33 protein-coding genes are annotated in these 24,789 nt (G+C 63.4%); 4 read left to right on the top strand and 29 right to left on the bottom strand.

Annotated elements, in window-relative coordinates; genetic code table 11:
• Nucleotides 1–161 precede the first annotated feature (161 nt).
• The 3 genes from SR3_RS23770 (at nt 162) to lpdA (ending at nt 5,740) form a co-directional block, all read left to right on the top strand.
• Nucleotides 162–3,011: a 2-oxoglutarate dehydrogenase E1 component gene (locus SR3_RS23770; protein WP_068091490.1), complete on the top strand. Its 2,850-nt coding sequence runs from the start codon at nt 162–164 to the stop codon at nt 3,009–3,011.
• Between the two features lie 67 nt (nt 3,012–3,078).
• Nucleotides 3,079–4,317, top strand: coding sequence for a 2-oxoglutarate dehydrogenase complex dihydrolipoyllysine-residue succinyltransferase (gene odhB / locus SR3_RS23775; RefSeq protein WP_068091493.1), 1,239 nt, complete (start codon nt 3,079–3,081; stop codon nt 4,315–4,317).
• 19 nt (nt 4,318–4,336) lie between these two features.
• Nucleotides 4,337–5,740, top strand: a complete 1,404-nt coding sequence (gene lpdA / locus SR3_RS23780) for a dihydrolipoyl dehydrogenase (RefSeq protein ID WP_068091496.1) — start codon at nt 4,337–4,339, stop codon at nt 5,738–5,740.
• 70 nt (nt 5,741–5,810) lie between these two features.
• Here the strand turns inward: lpdA and SR3_RS23785 are convergent, their stop codons facing one another.
• Entirely contained in the window at nt 5,811–6,215 is a 405-nt protein-coding gene (locus SR3_RS23785) for a hypothetical protein (protein WP_068091499.1), read from the bottom strand.
• A 148-nt stretch (nt 6,216–6,363) separates the two neighbouring features.
• On the opposite strand from SR3_RS23785, the gene SR3_RS23790 reads away from it, so the two are divergent.
• Nucleotides 6,364–7,134, top strand: a complete 771-nt coding sequence (locus tag SR3_RS23790) for a sterol desaturase family protein (RefSeq protein WP_068091504.1) — start codon at nt 6,364–6,366, stop codon at nt 7,132–7,134.
• On the opposite strand, the gene SR3_RS23795 is transcribed toward SR3_RS23790, so the two are convergent.
• The 28 genes from SR3_RS23795 to rpsJ form a co-directional block, all read right to left on the bottom strand.
• Nucleotides 7,111–9,204, bottom strand: a complete 2,094-nt coding sequence (locus SR3_RS23795; RefSeq protein ID WP_068091624.1) for a prolyl oligopeptidase family serine peptidase — start codon at nt 9,202–9,204, stop codon at nt 7,111–7,113. The two genes, SR3_RS23790 and SR3_RS23795, sit on opposite strands and share 24 nt — an antisense overlap.
• 367 nt (nt 9,205–9,571) lie before the next feature.
• A complete protein-coding gene (rplQ, locus tag SR3_RS23800; protein ID WP_068091508.1) occupies nt 9,572–9,988 on the bottom strand; it encodes a 50S ribosomal protein L17 in 417 nt (138 codons plus the stop codon).
• Nucleotides 9,989–10,144: 156 nt separating this feature from the next.
• Entirely contained in the window at nt 10,145–11,212 is a 1,068-nt protein-coding gene (locus SR3_RS23805) for a DNA-directed RNA polymerase subunit alpha (RefSeq protein WP_068091510.1), read from the bottom strand.
• A 112-nt stretch (nt 11,213–11,324) separates the two neighbouring features.
• Nucleotides 11,325–11,714, bottom strand: coding sequence for a 30S ribosomal protein S11 (rpsK, locus tag SR3_RS23810; RefSeq protein ID WP_068091513.1), 390 nt, complete (start codon nt 11,712–11,714; stop codon nt 11,325–11,327).
• 52 nt (nt 11,715–11,766) lie between these two features.
• The gene (gene rpsM, locus SR3_RS23815) at nt 11,767–12,135 is read right to left on the bottom strand and encodes a 30S ribosomal protein S13 (RefSeq protein ID WP_068091516.1); all 369 of its coding nucleotides are present in this window, start codon (nt 12,133–12,135) and stop codon (nt 11,767–11,769) included.
• A 372-nt stretch (nt 12,136–12,507) separates the two neighbouring features.
• Nucleotides 12,508–13,167, bottom strand: a complete 660-nt coding sequence (locus SR3_RS23820; RefSeq protein ID WP_068091519.1) for an adenylate kinase — start codon at nt 13,165–13,167, stop codon at nt 12,508–12,510.
• Nucleotides 13,168–13,215: 48 nt separating this feature from the next.
• Nucleotides 13,216–14,583 (bottom strand): preprotein translocase subunit SecY, encoded by a 1,368-nt coding sequence (gene secY / locus SR3_RS23825; protein WP_068091522.1) that lies wholly within the window; start codon nt 14,581–14,583, stop codon nt 13,216–13,218.
• Nucleotides 14,584–14,716: 133 nt separating this feature from the next.
• The gene (gene rplO / locus SR3_RS23830) at nt 14,717–15,196 is read right to left on the bottom strand and encodes a 50S ribosomal protein L15 (RefSeq protein ID WP_068091525.1); all 480 of its coding nucleotides are present in this window, start codon (nt 15,194–15,196) and stop codon (nt 14,717–14,719) included.
• A gap of 184 nt (nt 15,197–15,380) precedes the next feature.
• The gene (rpmD, locus tag SR3_RS23835) at nt 15,381–15,557 is read right to left on the bottom strand and encodes a 50S ribosomal protein L30 (RefSeq protein WP_068091528.1); all 177 of its coding nucleotides are present in this window, start codon (nt 15,555–15,557) and stop codon (nt 15,381–15,383) included.
• A 5-nt stretch (nt 15,558–15,562) separates the two neighbouring features.
• Nucleotides 15,563–16,276, bottom strand: coding sequence for a 30S ribosomal protein S5 (rpsE, locus tag SR3_RS23840; protein ID WP_068091531.1), 714 nt, complete (start codon nt 16,274–16,276; stop codon nt 15,563–15,565).
• A gap of 2 nt (nt 16,277–16,278) precedes the next feature.
• A complete protein-coding gene (gene rplR, locus SR3_RS23845) occupies nt 16,279–16,629 on the bottom strand; it encodes a 50S ribosomal protein L18 (RefSeq protein ID WP_068091534.1) in 351 nt (116 codons plus the stop codon).
• Complete coding sequence (gene rplF / locus SR3_RS23850) at nt 16,629–17,162, bottom strand: 50S ribosomal protein L6 (RefSeq protein WP_068091537.1); 534 nt, start codon at nt 17,160–17,162, stop codon at nt 16,629–16,631. The genes rplR and rplF overlap by 1 nt, the downstream gene beginning before the upstream one ends.
• Nucleotides 17,162–17,557 carry a 30S ribosomal protein S8 gene (gene rpsH, locus SR3_RS23855; protein ID WP_068091540.1) on the bottom strand — a complete coding sequence of 132 codons (396 nt, stop codon included), beginning with the start codon at nt 17,555–17,557 and terminating at the stop codon, nt 17,162–17,164. Before rpsH ends, rplF begins: the two co-directional genes overlap by 1 nt.
• 10 nt (nt 17,558–17,567) lie before the next feature.
• On the bottom strand, nt 17,568–17,873 hold the full coding sequence (gene rpsN, locus SR3_RS23860; RefSeq protein WP_068091543.1) for a 30S ribosomal protein S14: 306 nt from the start codon (nt 17,871–17,873) through the stop codon (nt 17,568–17,570).
• Nucleotides 17,874–17,912: 39 nt separating this feature from the next.
• The gene (rplE, locus tag SR3_RS23865; protein WP_068091546.1) at nt 17,913–18,491 is read right to left on the bottom strand and encodes a 50S ribosomal protein L5; all 579 of its coding nucleotides are present in this window, start codon (nt 18,489–18,491) and stop codon (nt 17,913–17,915) included.
• On the bottom strand, nt 18,484–18,804 hold the full coding sequence (gene rplX, locus SR3_RS23870) for a 50S ribosomal protein L24 (RefSeq protein WP_068091549.1): 321 nt from the start codon (nt 18,802–18,804) through the stop codon (nt 18,484–18,486). The genes rplE and rplX overlap by 8 nt, the downstream gene beginning before the upstream one ends.
• Nucleotides 18,804–19,172 carry a 50S ribosomal protein L14 gene (rplN, locus tag SR3_RS23875; RefSeq protein WP_068091552.1) on the bottom strand — a complete coding sequence of 123 codons (369 nt, stop codon included), beginning with the start codon at nt 19,170–19,172 and terminating at the stop codon, nt 18,804–18,806. Before rplN ends, rplX begins: the two co-directional genes overlap by 1 nt.
• A 119-nt stretch (nt 19,173–19,291) precedes the next feature.
• Nucleotides 19,292–19,561: a 30S ribosomal protein S17 gene (gene rpsQ / locus SR3_RS23880; protein WP_068091555.1), complete on the bottom strand. Its 270-nt coding sequence runs from the start codon at nt 19,559–19,561 to the stop codon at nt 19,292–19,294.
• A gap of 10 nt (nt 19,562–19,571) precedes the next feature.
• Nucleotides 19,572–19,775, bottom strand: a complete 204-nt coding sequence (rpmC, locus tag SR3_RS23885) for a 50S ribosomal protein L29 (RefSeq protein WP_068091558.1) — start codon at nt 19,773–19,775, stop codon at nt 19,572–19,574.
• Nucleotides 19,775–20,209, bottom strand: coding sequence for a 50S ribosomal protein L16 (gene rplP, locus SR3_RS23890; RefSeq protein WP_068091562.1), 435 nt, complete (start codon nt 20,207–20,209; stop codon nt 19,775–19,777). The genes rpmC and rplP overlap by 1 nt, the downstream gene beginning before the upstream one ends.
• Before the next feature lie 19 nt (nt 20,210–20,228).
• A complete protein-coding gene (rpsC, locus tag SR3_RS23895) occupies nt 20,229–20,924 on the bottom strand; it encodes a 30S ribosomal protein S3 (protein WP_068091565.1) in 696 nt (231 codons plus the stop codon).
• 3 nt (nt 20,925–20,927) lie between these two features.
• A complete protein-coding gene (rplV, locus tag SR3_RS23900; protein WP_068091568.1) occupies nt 20,928–21,308 on the bottom strand; it encodes a 50S ribosomal protein L22 in 381 nt (126 codons plus the stop codon).
• Nucleotides 21,308–21,586, bottom strand: coding sequence for a 30S ribosomal protein S19 (gene rpsS / locus SR3_RS23905; protein WP_068091572.1), 279 nt, complete (start codon nt 21,584–21,586; stop codon nt 21,308–21,310). The genes rplV and rpsS overlap by 1 nt, the downstream gene beginning before the upstream one ends.
• A gap of 6 nt (nt 21,587–21,592) precedes the next feature.
• Nucleotides 21,593–22,429, bottom strand: coding sequence for a 50S ribosomal protein L2 (gene rplB, locus SR3_RS23910; protein ID WP_068091576.1), 837 nt, complete (start codon nt 22,427–22,429; stop codon nt 21,593–21,595).
• 6 nt (nt 22,430–22,435) lie between these two features.
• On the bottom strand, nt 22,436–22,738 hold the full coding sequence (locus SR3_RS23915) for a 50S ribosomal protein L23 (RefSeq protein ID WP_068091579.1): 303 nt from the start codon (nt 22,736–22,738) through the stop codon (nt 22,436–22,438).
• Nucleotides 22,731–23,357, bottom strand: coding sequence for a 50S ribosomal protein L4 (rplD, locus tag SR3_RS23920; protein ID WP_068091582.1), 627 nt, complete (start codon nt 23,355–23,357; stop codon nt 22,731–22,733). The genes SR3_RS23915 and rplD overlap by 8 nt, the downstream gene beginning before the upstream one ends.
• Before the next feature lie 3 nt (nt 23,358–23,360).
• A complete protein-coding gene (gene rplC, locus SR3_RS23925; RefSeq protein ID WP_068091585.1) occupies nt 23,361–24,083 on the bottom strand; it encodes a 50S ribosomal protein L3 in 723 nt (240 codons plus the stop codon).
• Between the two features lie 276 nt (nt 24,084–24,359).
• Nucleotides 24,360–24,671, bottom strand: a complete 312-nt coding sequence (gene rpsJ, locus SR3_RS23930) for a 30S ribosomal protein S10 (protein ID WP_007011873.1) — start codon at nt 24,669–24,671, stop codon at nt 24,360–24,362.
• Nucleotides 24,672–24,789: the final 118 nt, after the last annotated feature.

Here is a 24,789-nt window from a genome sequence, read left to right on the forward strand (position 1 = left end):
TAAGCTGCATCGGGCATGGTGGGCCTTATGGGGCCAGCCTGGGTTCACCATGCCCGTTGTTTGATTGAAGGCATGTCTCGCGCCTGCCCCATCCGGGGGCCCGCCGCGACAGATGATTGAATGAAGTGCCGGAGCGGACCGGCGCGTGGAAGGTGATTCCCATGGGTAATGAAAGCCACGATTTTCTTCCCGATATGGCGCAGGAGCCCCCTCAGGCAGGGCCGAGCTGGCAGCGCAAGGGCTGGCCTCTGGTCGGCGGCGATGCCGAGGATGAGCTGACCCGCGCTCTGGACCCCACCACTCTGAAAGCCGCGATCAAGGAAGCCGCCAAGAAGGCCGGCACCCAGGTCAGCGAAGCTTCGGTGGAAGAGGCCGCCAGCGATGCGCTGCGCGCCGCCATGCTGATCCGCACCTATCGCGTGCGTGGCCATCTGGCCGCCGATCTCGACCCGCTGGGTCTCAACAACCGCAAGCTGCCCGCCGACCTCACGCCGGAGTATCACGGCTTCTCGGGCGCCGCGCTCGACAAGAAGGTCTATCTGGGCGGCGCGCTGGGCGTGCAATGGGCCACGGTCAATGAGATCGTCGCGATCCTGCGCCAGAACTACTGCGGCAAGGTCGGCCTGGAATACATGCACATCGCCGACACGCAGGAGCGCAAGTTCCTGCAGGAACGCATGGAAGGCGCCGACAAGAGCATCGACTTCACCCCCGAAGGCAAGAAGGCCATTCTGGGCGCGGTGGTGCGCGGTGAGCAGTACGAGAAGTTCTGCGGCAAGAAGTGGGTCGGCACCAAGCGCTTCGGCCTGGATGGTGGCGAGTCCATGATCCCTGCCCTGGAAGCCGTGATCAAGTATGGCGGCCAGCTGGGCGTCAAGGAGATCGTCTACGGCATGGCCCACCGTGGCCGCCTGAACGTTCTGGCGAACGTGATGGCCAAGCCCTACAAGGTGATCTTCCACGAATTCTCGGGCGGCACCGCCAACCCCGAGGATGTGGGCGGTTCGGGTGACGTCAAGTATCACCTCGGCACCAGCACCGACCGCGAATTCGACGGTACCAAGGTTCACATGAGCCTGATGCCCAACCCCTCGCATCTCGAAACCGTCGATCCCGTCGTGCTCGGCAAGACGCGCGCCTATCAGGTGCTGCGCGATGACATCGGCACCGATGTGGGCGCCGGCGCCAAGCACAAGCAGGTGCTGCCCGTGCTGATCCACGGCGATGCCGCCTTCGCGGGCCAGGGCATCGTGTGGGAATGCTTCGGCCTGTCGGGCGTGAAGGGGTATGACACCGGCGGTTGCATCCACTTCATCATCAACAACCAGATCGGCTTCACCACCTCGCCCCAGTTCTCGCGCGGCTCTCCGTATCCCTCGGATGTCGCCAAGGGCGTGCAGGCCCCGATCATCCATGTGAACGGGGACGATCCCGAAGCCGTGACCTTCGCCTGCAAGCTGGGCATGGACTATCGCCAGACCTTCGGCCGCGACATCGTGATCGACATGTGGTGCTATCGCCGCTTCGGCCACAATGAAGGCGACGAGCCTTCGTTCACGCAGCCGCTGATGTATGCCAAGATCCGCCAGCATCAGCCGGTCAGCGAAATCTACGCTGCCCGCCTGCAGCAGGAAGGCGTGATCGACGCGGGCTTCCTGGGCGATCAGGTTTCGGCCTTCAACGCCCATCTCGAAGAGCATTTCGAGGCCTCCAAGACCTACAAGTCGAATGAGGCGGACTGGTTCGGCGGCCGCTGGTCGGGCTTCACCAAGCCTGCCGACGCCGAAAGCGCGCGCCGCAACGTACCCACCGGCATCGAGACCAAGCTGTTCGACAGCCTGGGCCGCACGCTGACCACCATCCCCGAAGGCCTGACCATCCACAAGACGCTGGGCCGCGTGCTGGATGCCAAGCGCGAGATGTTCACCAAGGGCGAAGGCTTCGACTGGGCAACCGCCGAGGCGCTGGCTTTCGGCTCGCTGGTGTCCGAGGGCTACTCCGTGCGCCTGTCGGGTCAGGACTCGGGCCGCGGCACCTTCTCGCACCGCCATGCGGTGTGGGTCGACCAGAATGACGAGCACAAGTATGTGCCCCTCACCACGGTGCCGCATGGCCACTTCGAGGTGCATGACTCGACGCTGTCGGAATATGGCGTGCTGGGCTTCGAATATGGCTATGCCAGCGCCGATCCCAAGACGCTGGTGCTGTGGGAAGGCCAGTTCGGCGATTTCGCCAATGGCGCCCAGATCGTCATCGACCAGTACATCGCCTCGTCGGAATCGAAGTGGCTGCGCGCCAACGGCCTCGTGATGCTGCTGCCCCATGGCTATGAAGGCCAGGGTCCGGAGCACTCGTCCGCCCGTCTGGAGCGCTATCTGCAGCTCTGCGCGGAAGACAACATGCAGGTCTGCAACATCACCAGCCCTGCGAATTACTTCCACGTGCTGCGTCGCCAGATGCACCGCCAGTTCCGCAAGCCGCTGATCATCATGGCCCCCAAGAGCCTACTGCGCCATCCGCTGGCGAAGTCGGAGGCGCAGGAGTTCCAGGACGGTCACTTCAAGCGCATCCTGTCGGACCCCAAGGCCCCGGCGGATGCCGACACCAAGCGCGTCGTGCTCTGCTCGGGCAAGGTGGCTTTCGATCTGATGGAAGCGCGCGATGCCGCCGGCATCACCGACACGCAGATCGTCCGCATCGAGCAGATCTATCCCTTCCCCGGCGAGCCTCTCGCCGCGCGTCTGGCCAAGCTGCCTGCGCTGGAAGAGATCGTCTGGTGCCAGGAAGAGCCCAAGAACAACGGTTCCTGGTTCTTCGTGGAGCCGCTGATCGAGGAAGCGGTCGAGGCCGCCGGCGCCAGGACGGGCCGTGCCCGTTACGCCGGTCGCAATGCCTCGGCCTCGCCCGCCACGGGTTCGGCCAAGCGCCACACGCTTGAGCAGGGCGCGCTGGTTGCCGATGCGCTGGGCCTGTCGGTCCGTTCGGAAATCCGCCGTCAGCAGAAGGGCTGAGCCTTCGGGCTCAGTTCCTCCTAACCGGCTTATCCAATTTTCCCGTCTGAAAGATCGGAATCCCATCATGTCCACGGAAGTCAAAGTCCCCACGCTCGGCGAATCGGTCAGCGAAGCCACCATCGGCCAGTGGCTCAAGAAGCCCGGCGAGACCGTCGCGCTCGACGAGCCCATTGCCAGCCTCGAAACCGACAAGGTTGCCGTCGATGTGCCCTCGCCCGTCGCGGGCGTGCTGGGCGCCCAGCTGTTCCCCGAGGGTGAGACCGTCACCGTCGGCACCGTGATCGCCACGATCGAGGCCGGTGGCGCCGCTGCCGCGCCTGCCGCTGCTCCCGCCGCCGCGGCCCCTGCCCCGGCTGCCGCAGCTCCGGTCACCCCGGTGGCCCCCGCCGAGCCCGCCGCCGCCGAAAGCAGCGATCCGGCCGTGCTGAGCCCCGCCGTGCGCCGCGCGGTGCTGGAATACGGCATCGATCCGGCCACCATCAAGGGTTCGGGCAAGGACGGCCGCATCACCAAGGAAGACGTGGTTGCCGCAGCGCAAGCCAAGGCCGCCTCGCCTGCCACCGCTGCCGTCTCGGCTCCGGTTGCCGCGCCTGCCGGTAACGAGCGCCGCGAAGAGCGCGTCAAGATGACCCGCCTGCGCCAGACCATCGCCAAGCGTCTGAAGAGCGCGCAGGACACTGCTGCCCTGCTGACCACCTTCAACGACGTCGACATGTCGGCGGTGATGGAAGCGCGCAACAAGTACAAGGACAGCTTCGAGAAGAAGCATGGCGTGAAGCTGGGCTTCATGTCCTTCTTCGCCAAGGCCTCGTGCCTGGCGCTCAAGGACATTCCGGGCGTCAACGCGCAGATCGTCGGCGATGAGATCGTCTACTTCGATTACGTCGATCTCTCGGTCGCCGTCTCGGCCCCCTCGGGCCTGATGGTGCCGGTGGTGCGCAATGTCGACAAGATGTCCTTCGCCGACATCGAGAAGGCGATCGCCAACTACGGCAAGGCTGCCAAGGAAGGTAAGCTGACCATGGAAGACATGAAGGGCGGCACCTTCACGATTTCCAACGGCGGCGTGTTCGGCGGCCTGATGTCGACCCCGATCATCAACCCGCCCCAGTCGGCCGTGCTCGGCCTGCACCGTATCGAGGACCGCCCGGTGGTCCGCAACGGCCAGATCGTGATCCGTCCGATGATGTACATCGCCCTGTCCTACGATCACCGCCTGATCGACGGTCGCGAGGCCGTGACCGCGCTCAAGACCATCAAGGAAGCGATCGAAGACCCCAACCGTCTGCTGATCGACCTCTGAGCGCTGGAAGGATAGAAGAATGGCTGATTATCAGTACGACGTTCTCGTCATCGGCGCGGGCCCCGGCGGTTATGTGGCCGCCATCCGTGCGGCGCAGCTCGGTCTGAAGACCGCCTGCGCCGAGGGCCGCGCCACGCTGGGCGGCACCTGCCTCAACGTGGGTTGCATTCCGTCCAAGGCGCTGCTGCACGGCTCGGAAATGTTCGAGGAGGTGGCGCATGGCGCCGCCGCCAAGTTCGGCGTGAAGACCACCGGCGTCGAGATCGACCTGCCCGTCCTGATGGGCGAGAAGGCCACCGCCGTGAAGGAACTGACCGGCGGCATCGAGTTCCTCTTCAAGAAGAACAAGATCGACTGGCTCAAGGGCTATGCGCAGTTCAAGGACGCGCACACCGTCGAAGTGGCCGGCACGACCTACACCGCCAAGCATATCGTCATCGCCACGGGTTCGAGCGTTATGCCTCTGCCCAACGTGACCGTCGACAATGACGCCGGGATCATCGTGGATTCGACCGGCGCTCTGGCGCTGGAGAGCATCCCCGAGCATCTGGTCGTCATCGGCGGCGGCGTGATCGGTCTGGAGCTGGGTTCGGTGTGGCGCCGTCTGGGTGCCAAGGTGACCGTGGTCGAGTTCCTCGATCAGCTGTTCCCCGGCATGGACGGCGATGTCCGCAAGGAAGCCGCCAAGATCTTCAAGAAGCAGGGCTTCGAGCTGAGGCTGTCGACCAAGGTCACCGGCGCTCAGGTCGAGGGCAAGACCGTCACGCTCGACATCGAGCCTGCCGCTGGCGGCGCTGCCGAGCAGCTCAAGGCCGACGCCGTGCTGGTGGCCATCGGCCGCCGCGCCAACACGGCTGGTCTGGGTCTGGAGAACATCGGTCTGGAGCTGAACGCGCGCGGTCAGATCGAAACCGATCATGACTTCCGCACCAAGGTCGATGGCGTCTGGGCGATCGGCGACGTGATCCCCGGCCCGATGCTCGCGCACAAGGCCGAGGACGAGGGCATTGCCGTTGCCGAGAACATCGCGGGCCTGACCGGTATCGTGAACCATGACGTGATCCCCGGCGTGGTCTACACCACCCCCGAATTCGCGGGCGTGGGCCTGACCGAGGAAGCCGCCAAGGCTGCCGGTCACACGGTGAAGGTCGGCAAGTTCCCGATGCTGGCCAACAGCCGCGCCAAGACCAACCGCGAGCCCGAGGGCTTCGTGAAGATCATCGCCGACGCCACCACCGACCGCGTGCTGGGCGTGTGGTGCATCGCCAGCGTGGCTGGCACGATGATCGCCCAGGCCGCGCAGGCCATGGAGTTCGGCGCGACGTCGGAAGACATCGCTTACACCTGCCACGCTCACCCGACCCACTCGGAAGCGATCAAGGAAGCGGCCATGGCCGTGCAGGGCAAGCCGATCCATATCTGATCGGTCTTTCCGGCCAAAAACAGAAAGGGCGTTTCCGCACCGTGCGGAAACGCCCTTTTCTTATGCGGCTCTAGGGGGCGCGCATCTCGCCTTTGGCGATCTTGTCAGCATCGCTGCCGGGCGGCGCTTCGGGGATTTTCGACAGGTCGATGTAATAGACCGGCGGCGGCGCATAACCGCCCTTGATGCACAGCCCCGTGCAGGGCGGCCCGCCATACATGTCAGGCGCTTTCAGAGGCCCGCCGCGTGTCGAAGCCGGATCGTTTGGGTCGTCGCTGGCGGAGGGGATGCGGTAGCGCGGGCTGTTGTCCGGCGCGCAGACCACGATGGCCTTGTTGAACGGATCTTCCGCCGGGCAATCGGCGCGGTGCTGGCCGGGGTGCGCGAGGCGGCGTTCCTCCTCCATCATCTCCCGCACGCGGCCTGGTGGCGCCTCCTGCGCATACGCCGCGCCGGGGCCGATCAGCAGGAGCAATGGCAGGGCGTGCCTTGAGCGCATGGCTTGAGGTTAAACGGACATTGTGACCCAATCTGGGCGGTGACGTGAGCATCGGATTCCCAAGCCGAAGGCCACCGGTTCGCGCTGTGCGCTTTGTTAACCAGCCTCGCCTAGAACGGGCGGCATGGATGTGTTCTATGCCTTTCTGCCGCAGCTGGTGGTCGTGCTTGTCCTGCTGCTGATCGAGCAGCGTAAGGGGCAGGCGCCGCATGACGGCTGGCGCAACCTGCAGGCAACCTTGCTGCAGATCGGGTCGGTCGTGCTGCTGGTGCCGTTGCTGCGCGGCTGGACGGGGCCTGCACTGCTCGATGGCGCGCATCTGCCCTTCTGGGCCGGGTTTCTGATCTTTTTCGTGGTGCGTGACGGGCTGGAATGGCTGTTTCATGTCGCCCAGCACCGCATTCCCTTCCTCTGGGCGATGCATTCGCTGCATCACTCGGACCCGAACATGAGCGCGCTGACCACCCAGCGCCACTACTGGGCCGATCCGCTCATCAAGCAGGTGACGATCTGGTCGGCCACGCTGATGGTGATCACGCCAACGGCGGCAATCTATGCCGCTTTCGGCATCGCCAGCCTGTGGAATTTCTTCGCCCATGCCGATCTGCCGATCAACTTCGGGCGGTGGTCATGGGTGCTCAACAGCCCGGCCTATCACCGGCGCCACCATTCCACGCAGCCAGAGCATTACGACCAGAATTTCGCGGCGGTGCTGCCGATCTTCGATCTGCTCTGCGGCTTCTATCGCCGCCCCGAGGGCAGGCCCGCCACCGGCATGCCCCGGCGCCCGCAGTCGCTGGGCGAGATGCTGATCTGGCCGCTGATCTGGAACAAGCCCCGCGTGGCTGAGGAGAAGCGGGACGCCCCCGCCTCAGCCCCCCACCTTCAGGCCTGACCACGCAGCCAGAAACGCCAGCACATCGGCGCTTTCGGCAATGGCCTTGTCGGTGGGCTTGCCGGCGCCATGGCCTGCGCGGGTCTCGATGCGGATCAGATGCGGTTTCGGCCCCAGAGGCGCCGCCTGTAGGGCTGCGGTGTATTTGAAGCTGTGCCCGGGCACCACGCGGTCATCGGTGTCGGCGGTGGTGACGATGATCGCCGGGTAATCCGTGCCGCTGCGGATGTTATGATAAGGCGAATAGCTGCGCAGGTTGCGGAAATCGGCCTCCCTGTCGGGGTAGCCGTAATCGTCGACCCAATAGCGGCCCGCCGTGAACTGGTCGAAGCGCAGCATGTCCATCACGCCCACCGCCGGATTGGCCGCCGCGAAAAGATCGGGGCGCTGGTTGGTGACGGCGCCCACCAGCAGGCCGCCGTTCGAGCCGCCCTGAATGGCCAGACCGTGCTTGGGGGTGATTCCTTCGCGGATCAGATATTCGCCCGCCGCGATAAAATCGTCGAAGACGTTCTGCTTGTTGGCCAGACGACCGGCATCGTGCCACGCCGCGCCATATTCGCCGCCGCCGCGCAGGTTCGCCATGGCGAAGGCCCCACCGGCCCGCAACCATGCCATGCGCGCCGCCGAGAAGCCCGGCGTGAGCGCAATATCGAAGCCGCCATAGCCATAGAGCAGCGTCGGCACCGCCTTGCCTACAGAGGTCTTGCTGCGCACGATGAACATCGGCACCTTGGTGCCATCCTTCGAGGCGTAGAAGCGCTGCTCGATGGCGTAATCCTCGGGGTCGAAGCTGAGTTTGGGCTGAGCGAAGATCTCGCTATCGCCGCTCTTGAGATCGAGGCGATAGACCGTGGACGGCCGGTTGAAGCTGGAGAAGCTGTAAAAGGTCTCGTCGTCGCCCGGCTTGCCGTTGAAGCCGCTGGCGGTGCCGATGCCATTGAGCGCCAGCCCGCGCATCGGCTTGCCATTGAGATCGATGATGATGGCGCGGGTGGCCGCATCCTTGAGCATCGAGACGATCAGGCGGTGGCCCACGATGCTGGCCTGCTGCAAGGTGGCCTCGCCCTGCCCCAGCACCTCGCGCCATTGCGGATTTGCTTCGGCCAGATCGATGGATACGAGGCGGTAGCGCGGCGCCTGCCAGTTGGTGAGGAACCAAAGGCGGGTGCCCATGCTGTCCACCAGCTTCCATGAGTGGTCGAAGCCGGTGACCAGCGGGCGGGCGGCCCAGCCTTTCGCGTGGCGCTGTTTGAGGTCAATCACATGGATCTGAAAGCGGGCATCGGTGCCGATGGCGGTGGTGATCACGGCATAGCGACCATCCGAGGTCACCTGCGCCATATGGTTCCAGTCGCGATGGTCCGGGGACGTGTAGACCAGCTCATCGGCGCTCTGCGGCGTGCCGAGGCGGTGGAAATAGAGCGCGTGGTTGTAGTTGATCGCCTCGAAGTCCTGCCCCTTGGGCGGGGCGGGGAAACGCGAATAGAGGAAGCCCTCGCGCCCGACCCAGGCGATGTCGGATTCCTTCACCCAATGGATCTCGTCGGGGAGCAGCTGGCCGGTGGTGGCATCGACCACCTTCAGGCTGCGCCAGTCGCTGCCGCCGTCCTGGATGGAATAGGCCAGATGATGCCCATCGGGCGAGGCCACCCATTGATCGAGCGCGGTGGCCCCATCCTTGGCCCATGTGTTGGGATCGAGCAGCAGGCGCGGCTCGCCATGTAGCCCATCGCGCACGAAAAGCTGCGCCTGATTTTGCAGGCCGGAGTTGCGCAGGTAGAAATAGCGGTGCCCGGCCTTGCGGGGCAGGCCGAAGCGCTCGAAATCGGTGAGTTCGCGAATGTTCCGGGCGAACCAGTCACGGTCCGGCAGCTGCGCCAGATAGGATTGGGTGACGGCGTTTTCACGCTCGACCCAATCGGCGACTTCCTTGTCGGAGCGGACGTTGTTTTCCAGCCAGCGGTAGGGATCGTGGATGGTTTCGCCGAATTTTTGCTCCACGACATCGCCCTGACGGGTTTGCGGATAGCCGGGCGTGGGTGGCTGGGCAGCGGCGTTGGTCGCCATGGTCAGCGCCAAGACCGAAATGATGGGGCGCTTGAGCCATTTGGATGCCGAACCGATACGCCCTGCCTCATTCCGTTCACCACGCAACAATGTCGCCCCCATGCTTTCCTGATTGTTCACGACGTTAACACGTTTGTCAGCAGGCGCAACGCGATGGGGGTTTTGCCCACAGGAAGCGCCCCAGGCTGATATCCATGGAATACGTGCCAGCGCTGTAGGCCGATGCACAAGGTGGACACTCAAGGGAGCGCGAGGGTGATGGCCCTCGCATCTTCTCTTCAAACCTTCTTCCAAAACGGAAAAGCGGCCCCGAACCGAAGTCCGGAGCCGCCCTTTTTGTTTCAGCGCAAGGCTAAAACCGAAAGGCTTAGGCCTCTTCGCCCTCGGCGACCAGCACCGGGCCCGAGCCCTGGCCCTTGGCCGAGACGTCGCGGTCCACCAGCTCGATGATCGCGATGGGGGCGGCGTCCGACGCGCGGAAACCGGCCTTCACGATGCGGGTGTAACCACCGGCGCGCGAAGCGTAACGCTCCGCGAGGGTGTCGAACAGCTTCACCAGCTGGGCATCGTCCTGCAGACGGGCGTGAGCCAGACGGCGGTTCGAAAGGCCGCCATGCTTGCCCAGCGTGATCAGCTTTTCGATGTAGGGACGCAGCTCGCGGGCCTTGGCCAGCGTAGTGGTGATCTGCTCGTGCTTGATGAGCGAAGCCGACAGGTTGCGCAGGAGGGCGGCGCGGTGACCGCTGGTGCGCTGCAGCTTACGCTGACCGTGCTTATGACGCATAAATAAGTCCTTCCGTTCGTAGGGGGCCCGTATCAGGTAGCCCGATCCCGGTGGCGTTCACGGCAGCCACCCATCGCCGTTTTTGCAGGCCTTCCGATAAAAGAAGCCCTCACTTAAAGGCAGAAGGCGCCCCTTGCGGAGCGCCTTCCAAAGTCCTTAACCCAGCAGCTCTTGTTCGAGCTTCTTGGCCATTTCCTCGATGTTCTCGGGCGGCCAGCCCGGGATGTCCATGCCGAGGCGCAGACCCATCGAAGAGAGAACTTCCTTGATCTCGTTGAGCGACTTGCGGCCGAAGTTCGGCGTACGCAGCATCTCGGCCTCGGTCTTCTGGACCAGATCGCCGATGTAGATGATGTTGTCGTTCTTGAGGCAGTTGGCGGAACGGACCGACAGCTCCAGCTCGTCCACCTTCTTGAGGAGGTAGCGGTTGAGCTGGTTGGTGTCGCCCTCTTCCGGCGCGGCGCTGGCGGCACCGCCCAGACCGGCGAGCGAAGGCGCGCCGATGGGAGCCACGTCCTCGAAGTGGACGAACAGCGCCAGCTGGTCCTGAAGGATGCGCGCGGCATAGGCCACGGCGTCTTCCGGAGTGATGGTGCCGTCGGTTTCCACCGAGAGGTTCAGCTTGTCGTAGTCCAGCTCCTGGCCGATACGGGCGTTGTCAACCTTGTAGCTGACCTGACGCACCGGCGAGTAGAGCGAGTCAACGGGGATCAGACCGATCGGCGCATCGACGGGGCGGTTCTGAACGGCCGGAACGTAACCCTTGCCGGTGTCGGCGGTCAGTTCCATGTTCAGGGTGGCGCCTTCGTCGAGATGACAGATCACCAGATCCTTGTTCATCACCTCGATATCGCCGGTCACGGCGATGTCGCCCGCCTTCACCTCAGCCGGGCCGGTGGCCGAAAGCTGGAGGCGCTTGGGGCCCTCACCCTGCATGCGCAGGGCGATCTGCTTCACGTTCAGCACGATGTCGGTCACGTCCTCGCGGACGCCAGCCAGGCTGGAGAACTCATGCAGGACATTCTCGATCTTGATCGAGGTGATCGCCGCGCCCTGAAGCGAGGAGAGCAGCACGCGACGCAGCGCGTTGCCGAGCGTCAGGCCGAAACCACGCTCGAGCGGCTCGGCGACGAAAGTCGCGCGGCGCTTCCCATCGGCACCCGGCTTGATCTCGAGGGCGTTGGGCTTCTTCAGTTCCTGCCAGTTCTTGATGTTGACAGTCATGGACTTCCCCTGGGGTTATTCTGGCGGGAAAGGCCGCGCATCACGCGCGTGATGCGGCGGCCTTGCAGAAAAGCGACAGGCGCCGAAACAGGCGCCCGTCACCGATGCATCGTCAGACGCGACGACGCTTGGAGGGGCGAACGCCGTTGTGCGGGATCGGCGTCACGTCGCGGATCGACGTGATGGTGAAACCGACCGCCTGGAGGGCGCGCAGGGCGCTCTCACGACCCGAACCCGGGCCCTTCACTTCCACTTCCAGCGTGCGCACGCCGTGTTCGGCGGCCTTCTTGCCGGCGTCGTCAGCGGCCACCTGGGCAGCATAAGGGGTCGACTTGCGCGAGCCCTTGAAGCCCATCATGCCGGCAGACGACCAGCTGATCGCGTTGCCCTGGGCATCGGTGATGGTGACCATGGTGTTGTTGAAGCTGGCATTGACGTGGGCAATGCCGCTGGTGATGTTCTTGCGCTCCCGCTTACGAAGGCGCTGGGGTTCACGTGCCATTGGATAAAATCCTGTATTCTGTACAAAAAGAGAGGGGGAGCCGGTTTAGGGCTTACTTCTTCTTGCCAGCGATGGGCTTGGCCTTGCCCTTGCGGGTGCGGGCGTTGGTGTGCGTGCGCTGACCGCGGACCGGCAGGCCCTTACGGTGACGCAGGCCGCGATAGCAGGCCAGGTCCATCAGACGCTTGATGTTCATCGCGGTTTCGCGACGCAGGTCGCCTTCCACGGTGTGCTCAGCGTCGATCGCCTCGCGGATGTGGAGCACTTCCTGGTCGGAAAGGTCCTGCACGCGGCGGGTATGATCGATACCCAGCTTGTCGGCGATCTGCTTGGCCTTGAACGCACCAATGCCGTGAATGTAGGTCAGCGCGATGATCACGCGCTTGTTGGTGGGGATGTTCACCCCGGCAATACGAGCCACTTACTTCTCCATGCTCCACAGAAGCCCATGGCAACCGCCCGGTGCATCCCAGATAGGAATGCCGGATGGTGCTTCAAGGCCTCCATCTCAACGCTCATGCACCCGAAAACCCAAACAAAACCATTCGGCTGGCCCCACCATGGCAATTCCAATGGCGAATCCCTAACCGAACTGTCCTATTTTTGTCGAGTGAAGGGCGCGACTAAACCGATTCGCGCCGAGTGTCAACGCCGACCGGAAAGTCAACGTGACTTCGGGCTAAAAAGCCGAAAGCGGAGCCGATGCGTGGATCGGCTCCGCTCAATTGTTACACCAAAGCAGGAGGCAGGTCAAAGGTGCCGCATCGGCCCTCCCCTGTCCCATGTTGGAGCGTCAGCCGATGATGCCCGCGCCGATAATGTCCGCGATGGCGGCGGTCACATCATCCATCGGCGCCATGCCATCGACGCGGTGCACGATGCCACGCGCCTCATAGACCGGCAGAATCGGTGCGGTCTTGGCGCGATATTCGGCCATGCGCGTACGCACGGTGGCCTCATTGTCGTCAGGACGACGCTTGAACTCGGTGCCGCCGCACTTGTCGCAGACGCCTTCCACCTTGGGCGTCTCGAAGCGGTCGTGATAGCCCTTGCCGCAGGTGGCGCAGGTGTAACGGCCGGTGATGCGCTCGACCAGAGCATCCTCATCGACATTGAGTTCGACCACATGATCCAGCTTGCGGCCGCGCGAGGCCAGAATACCGTCGAGCGATTCGGCCTGCGCCTCGGTGCGGGGATAGCCATCGAAGATCGCGCCGGTGTCGGCGCCCATGGCATCCAGCTCTTCACCGATCAGCGCCGAGACGATCTCGTCGGAGACCAGTTCGCCGCGCTCCATCACCGCCTTGGCCTGAAGGCCCACGGCGGTCTGCGCCTTCACGGCGGCGCGCAGCATGTCACCGGTGGAAAGCTGCTTCATGCCGAAACGCTCAACCAGACGTTGCGCCTGGGTTCCCTTGCCCGCCCCCGGCGGCCCAAGCAGAATGATGTTCACGTCCTAATTCCCCCACTGAATCGGCGTTTGAAAACCTTGGGGCCGCGCTTAGCGCATGCGGCCCTTCAGCTTCGCCTTCTTGATGAGATCGCCATACTGGTGCGCCAGCAGATGGGACTGGATTTGCGTGATCGTGTCAACCGTCACATTGACCACGATCAGCAGGCTGGTGCCACCGGCCACCACCAGGCGCAGACCGGTCTGCTCCATGAAGAACTCGGGCACAATGCAGACGATAGTAATATAGGCAGCGCCCAAAACCGTGATTCGCGTCAGCACGTAATCCAGGTAGGTGGCCGTGTTCTTGCCCGGGCGGATGCCGGGGATGAAGCCGCCATTGCGCTTCAGATTGTCCGCCGTCTCCTCCGGGTTGAAGACAACCGCGGTGTAGAAGAAGCAGAAGAACACGATGCCCAGGGCATAGAGCAGCATATAGAGCGGCTTGCCGTGGCCCAGATACTGGTTGAGCGCCACGATCACCCCGCCCAGCTTGCTGTCGGGCGAAACCGACTTGCCGGCGAACTGGGTGATGGTCAGGGGCAGCAACAGCAGCGAGCTCGCGAAGATCGGCGGGATCACGCCCGCGGTGTTGATCTTGAGCGGCAGGTGGCTGCGGTCGGCATGCATCATGCCGTTCTGCGTTGGCCTTTTGGGATACTGGATCAGCAGGCGACGCGTGGCACGCTCCATAAAGCTGATGAACAGAATCATGCCGATGACCAGCGCCAGCATGCCGATGATGACGATCGGGCTGACCGAGCCCGAGCTGCCGCCTTCGAACAGCTGCGTGAAGAACTGCGGCATCTGCGCCACGATACCGGCCATGATGATCAGCGAGGTGCCGTTGCCGATCCCGCGCGAGGTGATCTGCTCACCCAGCCACAGCAGGAACATCGTGCCGCCGATCAGGCTGATGACAGCCGAGATGCGGAAGATCATGCTGGGCAGCACCACCGCCTGCAGGCCGCTCGACGCGCCATAGGCCTCAAGGCCGGTGGCGACGAAATAGCCCTGGATGGCCGTGAGCAGCACCGCGCCATAGCGGGTGTACTGGTTCATCTTCTTGCGGCCGCTCTCGCCTTCCTTCTTCAGCGAAGCGAGGGCGGGATGCAGCGAGGCCGCCAGCTGAACCACGATCGAGGCGGTGATGTAAGGCATCACGCCCAGAGCGATCAGGCTCATGCGCTGCAGCGAGCCACCCGAGAAGGTGTTGAAAATGTCGAGGATGCCCCCTTGCGTGCGCGAATAGAGCTTGTCGAGAATCAACGGATTGATTCCGGGCAGCGGCACGAAGCTGAGGAAGCGGAAAACGATCAGGGCGCCGACGGTGAACCAGATGCGGTTCTTGAGTTCGGTCGCCTTGGAAAAATTGGCGAGACTGAGCGTGCTCGCGATATTGTCGGCGCGTGAAGCCATGAGATGGTCAAGCCTTGGATGGGGCCGCACACATCCGTGTCGCATGAGCGGCGGCAGTCACTCCGGTTCTGGAGGACCCCATATAAGAGACGGGCGGGGTCTCTGGAACCCCGCCCGTCAATTCATGTGCGAATTATTCCGCAGCAGCCTTGGGAGCGGGCAGTTCGATCGAACCACCAGCGGCCTCGACGGCAGCGCGGGCGCCCTTCGACACGCCGGTCACCTTGAAGGCAACCTTCGAGGTGAACTCACCCTTGGCCAGCAGACGCACGCCGTCCTTGCCGCCACGGGCCAGACCAGCGGCCTTCAGGGCGGCGTGATCGACCACGCCCGAGATGTCCAGCTTGCCGGCTTCGATGAACTTCTGGATCAGGCCCAGGTTCACCTCGGCATAGTCCTTGCCGAAGGGGTTGTTGAAGCCGCGCTTCGGCAGACGCATGTGGAGCGGCATCTGGCCGCCTTCGAAGCCGTTCACCGAGACGCCCGAACGCGCCTTGGCACCCTTCTGACCACGGCCGGCAGTCTTGCCCTTGCCCGAGCCGATGCCACGGCCGACGCGCATGCGACGGTGACGGGCGCCATAATTGTCGAAGAGTTCGTTGAGCTTGGTCATAAAATGCACTCGCTTTCGCTATTGTCGCGCTGAAAGAAGCGCGTGACCGACTGGCCGCGCGCTGAATGGAAGCGGGGCCCATAGGGCAAGCGCGGGGCTTTGTCACCCCCCTGCCCCACATCCGCCAAAGAAAAAGGCCCCGGCGTTTCCGCCGAGGCCCTGTTCTTCCACATCAAGGCAGTGATCAGTCGACCACGGCCACCAGATGCGGCAGCTTGGCGATCGTGCCGCGCACTTCAGGGGTGTCCTGCAGCTCGACGACGCGATGCATCTTGTTGAGGCCCAGACCGATCAGCATCTTGCGCTGATGCTCGGGACGGCGGATCGGCGAACCGATCTGCTTGAGCTTGATGGTTGCCATTGCGCTTACTCCGTAATCGCAGCGGCAGTAGCTTCAAGCTCCGCCTCGCTGTGGTGATGACCATCGCGCGACAGCAGGTCGGTGACCTTCTTGCCGCGACGCTGCGCCACCGACTTGGGCGAGGTCTGCTCACCCAGAGCCGCGAAGGTAGCGCGGATCATGTTGTAGGGGTTCGAGGTGCCGACCGACTTGGTCACCACGTCATGAACGCCCAGGCTCTCGAAGACAGCGCGCATCGGGCCGCCCGCGATGATGCCCGTACCGGCCGGAGCCGAACGCAGGTTCACCTTGCCGGCGCCGAAGTGGCCCTTGCCGTCGTGATGAAGGGTACGACCCTCCTTCAGAGCGACGCGGATCATCTTCTTCTTGGCCGAAGCGGTTGCCTTGGTGATGGCTTCAGGCACTTCGCGCGCCTTGCCATGACCGAAGCCCACGCGGCCCTTGCCGTCGCCGACCACCACGAGAGCGGCAAAACCGAAGCGCTTACCGCCCTTGACGGTCTTCGAGACGCGGTTGATGTGAACCAGCTTCTCGATCAGCTCTTCGCCCTGCTCTTCCTCGGGCTTGCCACGACGATCATCGCGACGACCGCGGCGTTCGCCACGCTCGCCACCACGCTCACCGCCGCGACCGCGACCACGACGACCCTCGCGCTGCTCACCACCCTCGGGGGCAGCGGCTGCGACGGTCTCGACTTCCTGGTTGGTTTCGTCAGCCATGATCAGAACTCCAGCCCGCCTTCACGGGCGGCATCGGCCAGCGCCTTGACGCGGCCATGGAACAGGAAACCACCGCGATCGAACACGACAGTCGTGATGCCGGCAGCCTTGGCGGCCTCGGCCAGCTCCTTGCCCACGGCAGTCGCCGAAGCCACGTTGGCGCCGATGTCCTTGGAACCCTTCTTGAGCGAAGAGGCCGAGGCAACGGTGCGACCCGAAGCGTCGTCGATGATCTGGGCGTAGATGTGGCGGCCGGTGCGATGCACGGACAGGCGAGGACGCCCACCGGCACGCGCCTTGAGCGCGGTGCGAACGCGCCGACGGCGGCGCGCAAAAAGTGACAGCTTGGCCATTACTTCTTCTTCCCTTCCTTGCGGAAGATGAACTCGCCGCGATACTTGATACCCTTGCCCTTGTAGGGTTCGGGCTTGCGCCAGCGACGGATCTCCGCGGCCACCTGGCCAACCTTCTGCTTGTCGATGCCCGAGATTTCGACCGTGGTGTTATCCGGGGTCTTGATCTCGATGCCCTCGGGCACAGGGAAGTTGACGTCGTGGCTGTAGCCCAGCTGCAGCTTCAGGGTCTTGCCCTGGGCCGTGGCACGGTAGCCAACGCCGGTGATGAGCAGGGTCTTGCTGTAGCCCTCGGTCACGCCGGTGACGAGGTTCGACACCAGCGTGCGCTGCAGACCCCAGAACGCGCGAGCGCGCTTGGTGTCGTTGGCGGGCTGCACCGAAATCGCGCCATCTTCGATCGCGTAGGTGATCTCGTCAGCCAGACCCAGCGTGAGCGTGCCCTTGGCACCCTTCACGGTGAGCACACCATCATTGATGGTGGCGGTGACGCCGGCCGGAATAGCGACCGGCTTCTTGCCGATGCGGCTCATTAGAACACCTCCGCCAGCACTTCGCCACCGACGTTGGCAGCGCGCGCTTCGGCATCCGAAAGCACGCCACGCGGCGTCGAGACGATGGTGATGCCAAGGCCGTTGCGCACCACGGGAAGCTCCTTGCTGCCCGAGTACACCCGGCGACCGGGCTTGGAGACGCGAGCGACGTGCTTGATGGCGGGCTCGCCCTCGAAGTACTTCAGCTCGATGCGCAGCTGCGGATGGAGGCCAGTGGCATCCTCCGTGAAACCGCGGATGTAACCCTCGCGCTGGAGAACTTCCAGCACGCGGGCGCGCAGCTTGGACGCGGGCGAAAGGACGGAATCCTTCTTCGCCTGCTGCCCGTTGCGGATGCGGGTGAGCATATCACCCAGGGGATCGGTCAAAGCCATCGAAGTATCCTTACCAGCTCGACTTGGTCACGCCGGGGATCAGGCCCTTGTTGGCCAGATCACGCAGCTCAACACGGCACAGGCCGAACTTGCGATAATAGCCGCGCGGGCGGCCGGTAGTGGCGCAGCGGTTGCGAACGCGCGTAGGATTCGCGTTGCGCGGAATTTCCGCCAGCTTCAGACGGGCGATGAGACGCTCGGTATCATCAGCCGACTGGTCAGCCGCCACAGCCTTCAGCTTGGCATACTTCGCAGCATACTTCTTGACGAGGGCCTTACGACGCTCGTTCTTGTTGATCGAACTCAGTTTCGCCATGGACTTAAGCTCTCTTTCTTAAACCTTGCGAGGGCGCACTCAGGCGGCCTGCTTGGCTTCTTCTTCCTGAGGGAAGGGGAAGCCGAAAAGACGCAGCAGCTCACGAGCTTCTTCGTCGGTGTTGGCCGTGGTGGTCACGATGATGTCCATCCCACGAACCTTGTCGATCTGGTCGTAGCTGATTTCCGGGAAGATGATCTGCTCCTTCAGACCCATGGCATAGTTGCCACGGCCATCGAAGCTCTTCGGGTTCAGGCCACGGAAGTCGCGGATGCGGGGCATCGCGACCGTGATCAGACGGTCCAGGAATTCATACATGCGCTCGCGACGCAGCGTGACCTTGCAGCCGATCGCCATGCCTTCGCGCAGCTTGAACTGGGCAACCGACTTCTTCGCGCGCGTCACGACCGGCTTCTGGCCAGCGATCAGCTCCATTTCGGCGGCGGCAGTCGTGACCTTCTTGCGGTCCTGAGTGCCCTCGCCCACGCCCATGTTGAGCGTGATCTTGGAGATGCGCGGGATCTGCAGGGCGTTGGTATAACCGAACTTCTCGGTCATCGCCTTGGCGATCTCGGCGTCGTACTTGCCCTTCAGGCGGGGCGTATACTTATCAGCCATCGATCTTCTCCCCGGACTTGACCGCAACGCGGACCTTCTTGCCGTCGATCGTCTCGAAGCGCACGCGGGTGGCCGCGCCGGTCTTCGGATCGGCCAGACCGACCTTGCTGATCGCCATGGGAGCCTCGCGACGGTCGATGCCGCCCTGAGGGTTCGCCTGGCTGGGCTTGCGGTGACGCGCGGCGATGTTCACGCCGGCAACCACGATCTTGTCCTCCTTGGGGAGAACCTGCAGGACGGTGCCGGTGCGGCCCTTGTCCTTGCCCGAGCGCACAACAACGTTGTCGCCCTTCTTGATCTTAGCAGCGGACATTACAGCACCTCCGGAGCCAGCGAGATGATCTTCATGTAGCCCTTGGCGCGCAGTTCGCGAACCACGGGGCCAAAGATACGCGTGCCGATGGGCTCCGCGTTCTTGTTGATCAGCACAGCTGCGTTACCGTCGAAACGGATAACAGAACCGTCGGGACGACGGACGTCCTTACGGGTGCGCACGATCACCGCACGGTGAACGTCGCCCTTCTTGACCTTGGCGCGCGGTTGGGCTTCCTTGATCGACACCACGATGATGTCGCCAACGCCCGCAACGCGACGCTTCGATCCGCCCAGCACCTTAATGCACTGGACACGCTTGGCACCGCTGTTGTCAGCAACGTCAAGCTGGGATTGCATCTGGATCATTGATCCGGTTCCTTACGCTAGGCTTGCCGGAACCAGTCCGGCAGTTCCAAAAAACGAGCCGGCGCCCTAGCCGCAAAACGGCCAGAGCACCAGCGATTTTTTCAACGCGCTGTTGAGGCTTAAACGTCGGCTTCGACAGCCGCCGTCTTGCCCGACTGAACCCGGTCGATGACCTTCCAGGTTTTCAGCTTCGAGATGGGCGCGGTCTCCTCGATGCGGACGACCTCGCCAATCTTCACAGCATTGTCTTCGTCGTGAGCGTGATACTTCTTCGAACGACGGATGATCTTCCCGTACATGGGATGCTTCACCTTACGCTCGACCTTCACGACCACGGTCTTGTCGGTCTTGTCGGAAACAACCGTCCCGATCAGAATACGCTTGGGCATGGTTGTCTCCTTACGCCTTCGCTGCAGCCGAACGCTCGGTCTGGAGCGTCTTGATGCGGGCGATGTCGCGGCGTACTTCCTTGATGCGGGCCGGACGCTCCAGCTGGTTCGTGGCCGCCTGGAAGCGCAGGTTGAAGGCCTCGCGCTTCAGGTTGCCCAGATCCTCGGTGAGCTGGTCGTCGCTCTTGGCGCGCAGATCAGTGACCTTGGTCATTATTCGCCTCCCAGATGCGAGGTGTCGCCAAGCTTGGCAACAACCTTGGTCTTGATCGGCAGCTTCATGGCGGCGCGCTCGAAAGCCTCCGCAGCCAGCTTGCCTTCAACACCATCGACTTCGAACAGGATGCGGCCCGGCTTCACGCGAGCTGCCCAATATTCGATCGAACCCTTGCCCTTGCCCTGACGGACTTCGGCAGGCTTCTTCGACACGGGCACGTCGGGGAACACGCGGATCCACAGACGGCCCTGACGACGCAGGTGGCGGGTGATGGCGCGACGCGCGGCTTCGATCTGGCGAGCGGTGATACGCTCGGGTTCCAGGGCCTTGAGGCCGTAGGAACCGAAGTTCAGATCGGTGCCGCCCTTGGCTTCACCCTTGATGCGGCCCTTGAAGGCCTTGCGGAACTTGGTTTTCTTCGGTTGCAACATGATCTGTTACCTCAAGCCCTCAGCGCGACGGACGCACGCCGGAGGTCTGAGCCTCCATGTTGAGACGATCCTGCGCCATCGGGTCGTGACCAAGGATTTCACCCTTGAAGATCCAGACCTTGATACCGATGATGCCATAGGCGGTCAGCGCCTCGGCGTCGGCATAATCGATGTTGGCACGCAGGGTGTGCAGCGGCACGCGACCTTCGCGATACCACTCCACACGCGCGATTTCGGCGCCGCCCAGACGACCCGAGCAGGTGATCTTGATGCCTTCGGCGCCAAGACGCAGAGCCGACTGCACCGCACGCTTCATGGCGCGACGGAAGGCGATACGACGGATCAGCTGATCCGCGATACCCTGAGCGACGAGCTTCGAATCGACTTCCGGCTTGCGGATTTCGACGATGTTCAGCTTGACGTCGCTGCCGGTCATCTTGGCCAGCTGCGAACGCAGCTTCTCGATGTCGGCGCCCTTCTTGCCGATGATGACGCCCGGACGGGCGGCATAGATCGACACGCGGCACAGCTTGGCAGGACGCTCGATCACCACCTTGGAGATCGCGGCCTGCGGCAGCGTCTTCATGATGAACTTGCGGATCTTGAGGTCTTCCTCAAGAAGCTTGCCGTAGCTGCGACCTTCCGCATACCAGCGGCTGTCCCAGGTGCGGTTGATCTGCAGACGCAGACCGATGGGGTTGGACTTATGACCCATGGATCAAGCCTCCTGCTGAACTTCGCGCACCACGATGCGCAGACGGCTGAAGGGCTTCAGAATGCGGGTGGACTTGCCACGGCCGCGGGTATGAAAGCGCTTCATCGTGATCGACTTGCCGACCGACGCCTCGACGACGACGAGGTTGTCGACGTCCAGGTTGTGGTTGTTCTCGGCGTTGGCGATGGCCGAAGCCAGCACCTTCTTCGCTTCAACAGCCATGGCCTTCTTCGAGAAGGTCAGGACGTTGAGCGCGTCTTCCGCCTTGCGGTTGCGGATCAGCGCAGCCACCAGGTTCAGCTTCTGGGCCGAGCCACGGATCTGCGTGCCGACCGACAGGGCCTCGTTGTCGCCAACGCGACGGGGAGCTTTAGGCTTGCTCATCAGCGCTTGCCCTTCTTGTCAGCGGCGTGACCCGGGAACGTGCGCGTGGGCGCGAATTCACCAAGCTTGTGGCCGACCATGTCCTCGTTGACGGACACGGGGATGAACTTGTGCCCGTTGTAGACGTTAAACGTCAGACCAACGAACTGCGGCAGGATCGTCGAACGGCGCGACCAGGTCTTCACCGGGGCAGCGCGCGAGCCAGCATCCTGCGCGGCTTCCGCCTTCTTGAGCAGGTGCAGGTCGACGAAAGGACCTTTCCAAACGGAACGAGCCATTGTCGATTACCTCTTCTTCTTGGCGTGGCGCGAGCGGATGATCATATTGTCCGTCCGCTTGTTGTGGCGCGTGCGAGCACCCTTGGTCGGCTTGCCCCAAGGCGTAACCGGGTGACGACCACCCGAAGTACGGCCTTCACCACCACCGTGCGGGTGGTCGACGGGGTTCTTGGCCACACCGCGGGTCAGCGGGCGCTTGCCCAGCCAACGGTTGCGACCGGCCTTCGCCAGGTGCTGGTTGGCGTTGTCGGGGTTCGACACGGCGCCAACGGTGCCCATGCAATCGCCACGCAGGTAACGCTGCTCGCCCGAGTTCAGGCGAACGATCACCATGCCACGGTCACGACCCACGACCTGCACATAGGTGCCGGCCGAACGTGCGATCTGACCACCCTTGCCCGGCTTCATCTCCACGTTGTGGATGATGGTGCCGACCGGGATCTGCGACAGGAGCATGGCGTTGCCAGGCTTCACGTCGGTCTTCTCGCCCGCGACGATGACATCGCCCACGGCCAGACGCTGAGGCGCCAGGATGTAGGTCTGCTCGCCGTCCTCGTACTTCACCAGAGCGATGAAGGCCGTGCGGTTGGGATCGTATTCCAGACGCTCCACGGTCGCGGGGGCATCCCAGCGACGACGCTTGAAGTCGATGAAACGATACTTCTGCTTGTGACCGCCGGCGATACCGCGCGAGGTCACATGGCCCTTGTTGTTGCGGCCACCGGTCTTGCTCTTACCTTCGGTAAGCGCCTTGACCGGCTTGCCCTTCCACAGGGACGACTTGTCGACCAGAACGAGGCCACGACGGGCCGGGCTGGTCGGGTTATAGCTCTTAAGTGCCATGGCCCGTTAGATCCCGCTCGTGACGTCGATCGACTGGCCGGGAGCCAGCGTCACGACCGCCTTCTTGACGTCGCTGCGCTTGTAGGGCTTGCCCTTCCAGCGCTTGGTCTTGCCCTTCTGGGTCAGCGTGTTCACGCCAACGACCTTGACGTCGAAGAGCGCTTCCACAGCTGCCTTGATTTCGGGCTTGGTCGCCTTGTCAGCCACCTTGAACACCACGGCGTTATGCTCGGAGAGCAGCGTGGTCTTCTCGGTGATGTGGGGCGCCACGATCACGTCATAGTGACGCGTGTCGATACCGTTAGCCATTGAAACGGGCCTCCAGCTTTTCGACAGCGGCGCGGGTCAGCACCAGCGTGTCATGCTTCAGGATGTCGTAAACGTTGGCGCCAACGGCGGGCAGAACGTTCACGCCGACGAGGTTGCCAGCAGCCTGAGCGAAACCGGCGTTGACGGCTTCACCGTCGATCACCAGCACCTTGCCGGCAATGCCAGCCTTGGCGAACGTGGCGGCCAGACCCTTGGTCTTGGCTTCGGCCAGTTCCAGGCTGTCGACCACGATCAGGCCATTGTCGACCTTCGAGGACAGGGCGAGCTTGAGGCCAAGCGCGCGGATCTTCTTGTTCAGCGAGATGTTGAACTCGCGAACGCGCGGACCCATCGCCTTACCACCGCCGATGAAGACGGGAGCCTTGCGATCGCCGTGACGGGCGGAACCGCCGCCCTTCTGGTTGCCGAACTTCTTGCCGGTGCGGGCAACGTCCGAACGCTCGCGGGCGCCACGGGCGATGCCGCGACGGTTCTCGAGCTGCCAGGTGACAACGCGGTGCAGGATGTCAGCGCGCGGCTCGAGGCCGAACACAGCATCGTTCAGTTCGATTTCGCCAGCAGCGGCCGAACCGTCGAGATTCTTGATCTGGACCTTCACGGCTTAACCCTCCTGACCAGCGTCGGCTTCGACAGCCGGAGCAGCATCGTTGGCGGTCTTGAGACCGGCAGGATACGGCGCCTCGGCGTGACGCGAAACCTTGACCGCATCGCGAACCAGCAACCAGCCGTTCTTGGCGCCGGGCACGGAGCCCTTCACGAAGATCAGGCCGCGATCGCTGTCGGTGCGAACGACTTCGAGATTCTGCTGGGTGCGCTGACGGTCACCCATGTGGCCGGCCATCTTCTTGTTCTTGAAGACCTTGCCGGGATCCTGACGGTTGCCCGTCGAACCATGCGCACGGTGAGAGATCGACACACCATGGGTGGCGCGCATACCGCCGAAGCCCCAGCGCTTCATGGCGCCGGCAAAGCCCTTACCCTGGGTGTGACCCGTGATGTCCACCAGCTGGCCATCGACGAAATGCGAGGCGGCGATCGTTGCACCCACATCGAGCAGGGCATCGTCGGCGACGCGGAATTCGGCGACTTCCATCTTCAGCGGCACTTCAGCCTTGGCGAAATGCTCACGCTGCGGCTTGGCGACATTCTTCTGCTTGGCGGCGCCCGCACCCAGCTGGACCGCGACGTAACCGTCACGCTCAGCAGTGCGAACCGAAACCACCTGGCAATCTTCCAGCGACAGAACCGTCACGGGGACGTGCCGACCGTCTTCCTGGAAAAGGCGGGTCATCCCCACCTTCTTAGCGATCACGCCGGTGCGCATGATCCATACTCCTTAAATGCACAGAGGCCTGCGGAGGCCCATCCCCCACAGGCATGTTTTACAGCCCTGTTTTTAAACGAGCCCCGTCCGGGCTGCGCGCCACCACGCAAAAAGCGTTGTGGCAAGACGGGGGACGCTTGCCCGGCTTTGCCCGAAGGCCCCTGCCGGAGGTATCCCTTGATCATCGCGTTCCTGGGGGCCGGAAAACCCCGCCAGACTCAGCCAAAAGACGAATCAGGCAACGCGAGATGGGGGCCCTTAGCAGGCCCCCGCGGCTTACGCCAGCTTGATTTCAACGTTAACGCCAGCGGCAAGATCGAGCTTCATCAGAGCATCGACGGTGGCGGCGTTGGGCTGCACGATGTCCAGGAGGCGCTTGTAGGTGCGCACTTCAAACTGTTCACGCGACTTCTTGTCGATGTGAGGGCCACGGTTGACCGTGAACTTCTCGATCTTGGTCGGCAGAGGAATGGGGCCACGAATGAGGGCGCCGGTGCGACGGGCGGTGTCGGCGATTTCGCCGGTGGCCTGATCAAGCACGCGGTGGTCGAACGCCTTGAGGCGAATGCGGATGTTCTGAGCTTCCATGTCCTGCTACCGATGAGAAAGAGCAAAAAAATCATTTCCCCCGGCCTTCATCCCTTTTGGGGAACCGGGGGAAACGAGAAAAAACCGTCAGCCCGAGTGGAGCGAATCACACTCGGGC

The sequence above is a fragment of the Novosphingobium rosa NBRC 15208 genome (assembly GCF_001598555.1).
Taxonomy (GTDB): domain Bacteria; phylum Pseudomonadota; class Alphaproteobacteria; order Sphingomonadales; family Sphingomonadaceae; genus Novosphingobium; species Novosphingobium rosa.